The 7,124-nt window shown below is 67.6% G+C and carries 10 protein-coding genes; 6 read left to right on the top strand and 4 right to left on the bottom strand.

Translation table 11 applies throughout. From position 1 onward, the window contains the following. From D3H34_RS30500 to D3H34_RS30510, 3 genes are all read left to right on the top strand, one after another. The coding region (locus tag D3H34_RS30500; RefSeq protein ID WP_350308490.1) for an MFS transporter at window positions 1-1,344 on the top strand (1,344 nt) is incomplete at its 5' end. A gap of 53 nt (window positions 1,345-1,397) precedes the next feature. Beyond that, complete coding sequence (gene phaP, locus D3H34_RS30505) at window positions 1,398-1,844, top strand: TIGR01841 family phasin (RefSeq protein ID WP_119558590.1); 447 nt, start codon at window positions 1,398-1,400, stop codon at window positions 1,842-1,844. A 223-nt stretch (window positions 1,845-2,067) separates the two neighbouring features. After that, window positions 2,068-3,264 (top strand): MFS transporter, encoded by a 1,197-nt coding sequence (locus D3H34_RS30510; protein ID WP_119558591.1) that lies wholly within the window; start codon window positions 2,068-2,070, stop codon window positions 3,262-3,264. 7 nt (window positions 3,265-3,271) lie between these two features. Here the strand turns inward: D3H34_RS30510 and D3H34_RS30515 are convergent, their stop codons facing one another. Together D3H34_RS30515 and D3H34_RS30520 are read right to left on the bottom strand one after the other, a co-directional pair. After that, window positions 3,272-3,856 (bottom strand): BPSL1445 family SYLF domain-containing lipoprotein, encoded by a 585-nt coding sequence (locus D3H34_RS30515; protein ID WP_119558592.1) that lies wholly within the window; start codon window positions 3,854-3,856, stop codon window positions 3,272-3,274. A 50-nt stretch (window positions 3,857-3,906) separates the two neighbouring features. Next, the gene (locus D3H34_RS30520; protein ID WP_119558593.1) at window positions 3,907-4,332 is read right to left on the bottom strand and encodes a CBS domain-containing protein; all 426 of its coding nucleotides are present in this window, start codon (window positions 4,330-4,332) and stop codon (window positions 3,907-3,909) included. 177 nt (window positions 4,333-4,509) lie between these two features. Between D3H34_RS30520 and D3H34_RS30525 the strand changes: the two genes are divergently transcribed. After that, window positions 4,510-4,725 carry a hypothetical protein gene (locus D3H34_RS30525; protein ID WP_119558594.1) on the top strand — a complete coding sequence of 72 codons (216 nt, stop codon included), beginning with the start codon at window positions 4,510-4,512 and terminating at the stop codon, window positions 4,723-4,725. A gap of 56 nt (window positions 4,726-4,781) precedes the next feature. Here D3H34_RS30525 and D3H34_RS30530 read toward each other — a convergent pair whose 3' ends face one another. Both D3H34_RS30530 and D3H34_RS30535 read right to left on the bottom strand, forming a co-directional pair. Beyond that, window positions 4,782-5,423 (bottom strand): L,D-transpeptidase, encoded by a 642-nt coding sequence (locus D3H34_RS30530; RefSeq protein WP_286186470.1) that lies wholly within the window; start codon window positions 5,421-5,423, stop codon window positions 4,782-4,784. A 37-nt stretch (window positions 5,424-5,460) separates the two neighbouring features. Further along, window positions 5,461-5,757 (bottom strand): proteophosphoglycan ppg4, encoded by a 297-nt coding sequence (locus tag D3H34_RS30535; RefSeq protein WP_119558595.1) that lies wholly within the window; start codon window positions 5,755-5,757, stop codon window positions 5,461-5,463. A gap of 286 nt (window positions 5,758-6,043) precedes the next feature. Between D3H34_RS30535 and D3H34_RS34805 the strand changes: the two genes are divergently transcribed. Both D3H34_RS34805 and D3H34_RS30540 read left to right on the top strand, forming a co-directional pair. Next, window positions 6,044-6,169, top strand: coding sequence for a hypothetical protein (locus D3H34_RS34805; RefSeq protein WP_286186471.1), 126 nt, complete (start codon window positions 6,044-6,046; stop codon window positions 6,167-6,169). Between the two features lie 89 nt (window positions 6,170-6,258). Beyond that, window positions 6,259-7,124, top strand: an 866-nt coding sequence (locus D3H34_RS30540; RefSeq protein WP_147400523.1) for an alpha/beta fold hydrolase, incomplete at its 3' end; no start/stop codon positions are given.

A 7,124-nucleotide genomic window follows, 5' to 3' on the forward strand; every position in this document is an offset into this window, starting at 1 on the left:
ACCATGACCCCCACCCCTGCGCAGGCCCCCGCCCGCGCGCCGTACAACGCGGCGGACGAGGCTTTGTTCTCCAAGGTCAGCTGGCATCTGCTGCCGCTGTTGATCCTCTGCTACATCGTCGCGTTCATCGACCGCATCAACATCGGCTTCGCGCAGCTGCAGATGAAGCAGACGCTGGCCTTCAGCAACGAGGCCTACGCGCTGGGCGCGGGCATCTTCTTCATCGGCTACTTTCTCTTCGAGGTGCCGAGCAACCTGATGCTGGAGAAGATCGGCGCGCGCAAGACGCTGCTGCGCATCATGTTCTGCTGGGGGCTCGTGGCCTCGGCCATGATGTTCGTGGAGACGACCACGCAGTTCTACGTGCTGCGCTTCCTGCTCGGTGCGTTCGAGGCCGGGTTCTTCCCCGGCATCATCCTGTACCTCACCTACTGGTATCCCTCGGCACGGCGCTGCAAGGTCATCTCGATCTTCATGACGGCCACGGCCATCGGCTACCTGCTGGCCGGCCCGCTTTCGGGCTGGATCATGAAGTACATGAACGGCCTGGGCGGCCACCATGGATGGCAGTGGCTGTTCGTGGTGCAGGGCCTGCCGGCCTCGGTGCTGGGCATCGTCGCGTTCTTCTACCTCAAGGACAAGCCCGAGCAGGCCAACTGGCTCACGCCGGTCGAGAAGCTCGCGCTGCGCAGCCACCTCGACAACGAGGCCCATGCGGTGGAGACCGCATCGCACGGCTCGTTCTGGGCGCTGCTGCGCGACCCCAAGGTGTTCACGATGGCCCTCGTGTACTTCCTGTTCCTGGGCGCCAACTACACGCTGGTGTTCCTGGTGCCGACGCTCATCAAGAACTGGGGCGTGGGCGACGTGTTCATGGTCGGCCTGCTGTCCGCGATACCGGCGATCTTCGGCGCCATCGGCATGGTGTTCGTCGGGCGCAGCTCCGACAGGCACCTGGAGCGGCGCAAGCACTTCTTCTTCTGTGTGGCGCTGGCTTCGGCGGGCCTGCTGGTGGCGGTCTTCAGCGGCGGCAACATGGTCCTGGCACTGGCGGGGCTCGCGGTCATGAGCATCGGCCAGTCGGCCAACACGCCGATCTTCTTCGCCGCCATCAGCGAGTACCTGCCGCGCAAGTCGGCGGCCGGCGGCATTGCGCTCATCAGCAGCCTGGGCAACCTGGGGCCCGCCGTGATGCCGGTGATCACCGCGTGGATCACCACGGCCACCGGCAGTTCGGACAACAGCATGTTCCTGGCGATCGGGTTGTGGCTGTTGTCCGGCGTGGTCCTGCTGCGCGTGATGCGGCCCGCCGCCGCCGCGCGCGCGCAGTTCGCGCCGGCCTGAGTTTCTTGTTTTTCCGTTCCCCGTCCTTTCATTCATCCAAGGAGATTCGATTCATGGCAACCAGCAAGAACGCAGCCAGCGCCAACCCGCTTTTTCCCACGGCGCTGCCGTCGATGGAGGATTTCAGCAAGCTGGTCGAACAGCTCAAGCTGCCCGGTGTGGACGTCAGCGCGCTCGTGGAGTGGCAGCGCAAGGACATGGAGGCGCTGGCCGAAGCCAACCGGCAGGCTTATGAGGGCATCCAGTCGCTGGCCCAGCGGCGCGGCGAGATCCTGCGCGAGACGCTGGCCCAGTGGCAGGACGCGCTGAAGGACGCCACCGGCAAGGACGCGATCTCCAAGCAGACCGAGGCCGCGCAGCGCGGCGTGCAGCAGGCCGTCGACAACTTCCGCGAACTCGCACAGCTGGAAGCCCAGGCGCGCAACAACAGCTGGAAGGTGGTGCAGGACCGCCTGAGCGAGAACATGGCCAACCTGCAGAAGCTGCTGCAAGCCAAGTAGGCAAAGCCTGCGGCGCGCATCCTTCGCGGTTGTCGCTAGAATCCGCGCTGCTCCCATCGACGCCGACCTGCTCGGCGCCCGATCCGGCCGTAAGCGTTTACGTCAATCAACGCATCACCAGTGGCACTCGCGGCCGACTGGCGGTGCGCTGGTCGCTTCGGCTCCCCGTTCCGCTCATTCGATCCGCTCGTGCCGCCTTTGAAACTTCAAGGAGCGGCGCTCGATGACGAACGTCCAAGCAAATTCTTCGCTGCGCAAGCTGGTCTGGATGACCCTTGCGCTTTTCCTGACCTACCTGTCCGTCGCCATGTCGATGCCGGCGGTGACGGTCCATGTCTCGCAGACGCTGGGCATGGGCAACGTCGCGTCCGGGCTGGGTGTCGGCATTGCGTTCCTGTCCACCATCCTGAGTCGCGGATGGGCAGGGCGCCTGGCCGACGAACGCGGCGGCAAGGTCGCCATGTTCCGGGGCCTGGTTCTTTATGCGGCGGCCTCGCTGCTGTGCTGGGCCTCCTCGCTGCCGGTGCTGGGCCATGGCGTCGGCGCTTACCTCGTCCTGCTGATCGGACGCCTCGTGCTGGGGCTCGGCGAAAGCTTCGCCCTCGTGGGCATGCTGGGCTGGGCGATGGCGGCCATGGGCCCCGCGCGTTCGGGGCAGGTCATGGCGCTGGTCGGCACGGGCATGTACGGCGCTTTTGCGGTGGGCGGGCCTCTGGGGCTGTGGCTGCTGGAGCGGCTCGGCTTCGCGGGGCTGATGGCGGGCAGCATCCTGCTGCCGCTGGTCAGCGGCGTGATGCTGTGGCCCATGGCGCCGGCCATTGCCGCGCAGGGGCGTCGCGCGCCGTTCTCCGATGTGCTGGGGCTCATCTGGAAGCAGGGCGCCGTCGTGGGTCTGCAAGGCGTCGGCTTCGCGGCCCTGGGCGCCTTCTTTCCCCTGTACTTCCTGGCCCACGGCTGGCAGGGCGCTGGTTATGGACTGACGTGCTTCGGCCTGGGTTTCGTCATGGTGCGGCTGCTGGCGGGGCGCCTGCCCGATCGCATCGGCGGCATCCGGGTGGCACTCGTCTCATTGGCGATCGAGGCCGTGGGCCAGCTCCTGCTGTGGCTGGCGCCCCATCCCGGCGTGGCGATGGTGGGCGCGCTGCTGACCGGCATCGGTTGCTCGATGGTGTTCCCCGCCATGGGGCTTGAAGCGGTCAAGCGCGTGCCCGCGCATCTGCGCGGCACGGCCATCGGCGGCTTCGCGGCGTTCCAGGACCTGGCCTACGGCGCCACCGGCCCGATGGCCGGGCTGATCGCCGATCACTTCGGGCACGCCAGCGTGTTCCTGGTGGGACTGATCGCGGCGGTGGTCGGCATCGGCATGACGTGGCGACTCGGCGGCGAGTCGCGGGCAAAGCAGTTCTCGACGCCGGCCTGAGCCAGCCTCAAGGCCGGATTTCAGTGACCTTTGCGCCTTGTAGCGAGGCGCCTGCTTCCAGACCGACGTTGGTCATCACGAAAGCAACGACGGGTTGCCGGAAGGTGGCCGTGTCGACGACGCCGTTGGCACCGTAGCGTGCCAGCGCGACCGTGGCGTCGGCGCCCACTGTCCAGCCCCGGCTCTGGCGGAACTTGTCCAGCGCCTCGCGGGAGGTGAACACATAGAAGACGGCCTTCGACTGGGCGCCGGCCTGGAAGCCGACGGAGCCGGCGGTCGTGCTGTAGTAGGCCTGCGTGCGCCCGCCGGTGCGCAGGGCACCGCGACCGTATTCGGCCCCCACGCCGAGGCTGCCGCCGACCACGGAGGGGAAGACCAGCACGCCCTGGGAACCGGCGACGAGCGCGCGCGAGCCGGCCACGGTGTCGTAGAGCCGGGCCAGCGACGCCTCGACCTGGGCATCGATGGCCGATGCCGACGAGGCCGGGATGTCGCTCGCGGCACCGGTGGGCCGGGTGACCGTGCAACCGGTCACGGCAAGGCTCGCCGCGATGGCGGCGGCTGCAAGCAGGCGGGAAGATGCGACGGGCATGGCAAGACCTCCAGGAAGAGACGTTGGAATTCGAGGCGTGACGCGCGCGCTCAGGCCGCCACGGGTTGCGAGATGCCGCACAGCGCCTCCGCGGCCGGCTTGGCCTTGGGCTCCTTCACCGCGACATCGGCGAGCGCCAGGATGCCCACCAGCCGCTTGTCGCGGTCGACGATGGGCAGGCGCCTGATCTGGTGCTCGGCCATGAGCTGCGCCGCGTGATCGACCGCGTCGTCTTCGTAGGCCCAGCGAATGCCGTCCGACATGACGTCGCGCACCTTGGCCTGTCCGTCGTGTCCTGCGGCGATGCCGCGGATGGCGATGTCGCGGTCCGAGATCGCACCGATCATCCGGTCGTTCTCGCCCACGGGCATCATGCCGAAGTCGCCATCGCGCATGCGCTGCGCGGCTTCTGCAATGGTGGCATCGGGACTGATGACCTCGACATCGCGGGTCATGACATGGTTGACTTTTCGCATCTGGAAATCCTTGAGAAAGAAGACTGAAGAAGGTTCTTCAGGTCTAGTCTTCTCTGGCGCGCGATGTGTAGGACAACGACCGAAATGGCGGTGGTGCACAGCCAAAACGCGCGCAAGCCCGCCGCCGCGGTCTACACTTTTTTTCTGTTGTATCCCGTTGCATAGAAAGGAGTGACCATGCCGATGGATTTCCTCAGGCGGATCGAAGACGCGAGCTTCCCGTTGGCGGTGACCGATCCGGCGGATATCCGCAATGCAGCAGTGCTCGTCGCCGCGGGCTTCGTCGAAGCGACCCTCCCGAGCGAGGCCGAGGGGCCGGAGGTGCCGGGCGTTGTCCTGCGCATCACGCCCTTGGGCCGCGCCGAACTCGCGCGAATGCGCAACAAGGCCTGAGACGCCCACCGCACCGGGAACGCCCGCGGGACCAGCGCAGCCCGCCCACCGGCCACTCAGTTCCCGCTCTTCCTCGCGAAAGGAAACCGCGCTTCGAGCGTCGTCATCTCCGGCAGCACATAGACCGCGCGCCCCCGGCTCGCAAACGTCGGTTTGACGTGCGCGTCGTAGAACACTGCCGGCACGTTGATGCATCCGTACGAAATGCGGTTGTCGCTGGTCGTGGCGGACGCCAGCCGCTGCAGGCGGCGCTCGCTCTTGTTGTTGGCGCGCACGCGATGCATCGAGATCGCGGCGTCGTAGTCGACCCAGGTGATGTCTTCGCCCGAGGTGTTGATGCCCGGTTCGGCATCGAAGCGTCCCGCGGGCGTGGTCCGCTCCTCGGCGCGGATATCCGCCATCGGCCGGCTGCCGATGCCCGGCACCGAGTCGTCGCCCCGGGCCAAGCCGAGCAGCACGGGGGACGAAGCCGTCATGCGTCCGTCGCGATCGAACAGGTACAGGCGCGCGGCCGTCTTGTCGATCACGGCGAAGGGTTGCGACTGGTTGTCTCCAGCGGCGACGGCGGCTTGCGCCAGGCGCTCGGCCGGAGGAGGCGGGCCGGCTGATGCGGGTTGCTGTGCGGCACACGCCAGGCATGCCGCAGCCAGCACCGCGCCTCGCAGCGAAGCGCCTCCCGATGGGGGCGTGCGCTTCAACGGGGCGGGTGCAGGGGCCAGGAGCTGCCCACCCAGGTCAGTTCCGATCGGCACGTGCAGGCCGCGGTGTGGTGGCGGCCATGTTCGTCGAATCGCTGCTGGGCGGAGGGGCGCTCATGGTGCCGGCGCTGGGCGGCGAAGTGGTGCTGCCGCTTTGCGTGTTCTGCGGTGTCGTGCCGGTCGTTCCCATCGGGCCGCCCGCAGGGCTTTGCTGCCCGGCGGCTGTGGCGGGGTTGGCGGGCGCGGTCGTCGGCGGATTGCCTTGGGCGAAGGCTGCGCCAGCCAGGGCGAGGGTGGTGGAAGCCAGGAGGGCTGAAAGACGTGAGGCGGTCATGGTGATGAATCTCCAGAAGGTGCCAGCTGTCGAGCGCCGGATTGCGAATTTCGTGGCTGACCCTGCGCAGACTAGGCGCGAGAAGGCGCGCTCCTGTCAGGGATCAACGGCCTGCGGCGTAGGACATGCAGTACGCGGCAGCGGGCTTGCCAGGACGGTGCGAACGGCTCGGCTCGCGCGGCGCGGACGACATCCGGGGTCGGTCTCCTCCCACATCCATATCGTTCGGTCGGGTTGAAAAAGAAGGCTCTCTCCCTTGCATTCCTCACTTTTTCAAGGAGCCACGATGGCGAAGACGAGCACCTCCACCCACGATACCCACGAGCCAGTTGAAGACGACCGCACGAATCCGCCCACCGAGCACACGGAACACAACAAGGCCGGCCACCAGCCACTCACCCCGCGCAACTAGCCGCGCCGCACGCCGGAAAGCCGCCATGACCGCGAGAGTCACGTGGGCAGCGGCAACCAGAACCAGTCCCGCAGGGGCGGCGGCATGCCATGAGCGCGACGCCAGGCGCGCGTTCCTCGAGGCCGACCGGCACGTCCGCCGTGACGCACCGCACGGTGCAGATCGACGGCGTGGAAGTCTTCTATCGCGCGGCCGGTCCGGTGGGCGCGCCGGTGCTGTTGCTGCCGCACGGCTACCCGTGTTCGTCCTTCCAGTACCGCGCATTGATTCCGGCGCTGGCGGACCGCTGGCGCGTGGTGGCGCCCGATTTCCCGGGCTTCGGCTACAGCGACACGCCGGAAGACTTCGCCTTCGATTTCGATGGCTACGCCGACCTCCTCGATCGCTTCGCGGTGGCGCTGGAGTTGCGACGCTACGCGCTGTACCTGCACGACTACGGTTCGCAGATCGGCCTGCGCCACGCGATCCGGCGGTCCGGGCGGGTGACGGCGCTCATCATCCAGAACGGCGACATCTACGAAGACACGCTGGGGCCGAAGTACGCGGCCATCAAGGACTACTGGCGCGACCCGAGTCCCGCCCATCTCGACGTGCTGGAGCGCGCCGTGAGCGAAGAGGGGTTTCGCGATGAGTTCATTGGCGAGGTGTCCTCGCGCGTGGCCCCGCGGCTCACGCCCGACCTCTGGCGACTGCACTGGCAGTTGATGGACACGCCCGCGCGGCGCGCCCTGTCGGTGGGCCTCATGAAGGGGCTCAGGGAGAACCTGCAGTGGTTCCCCCGCTACCAGGACTACCTGCGCACCTATCGCCCGCCCACGCTGATCCTGTGGGGGCCGCAGGACGGCTACATGCCCCTGGAGGCCGGCCGTGCGTACCTGCGTGACCTGCCCGATGCGGAGTTCCACGCGTTCGACGACGGTGGGCATTGGCTGCTCGAGACGCACCTGGCCGAGGT

The organism is Acidovorax cavernicola (assembly GCF_003581445.1).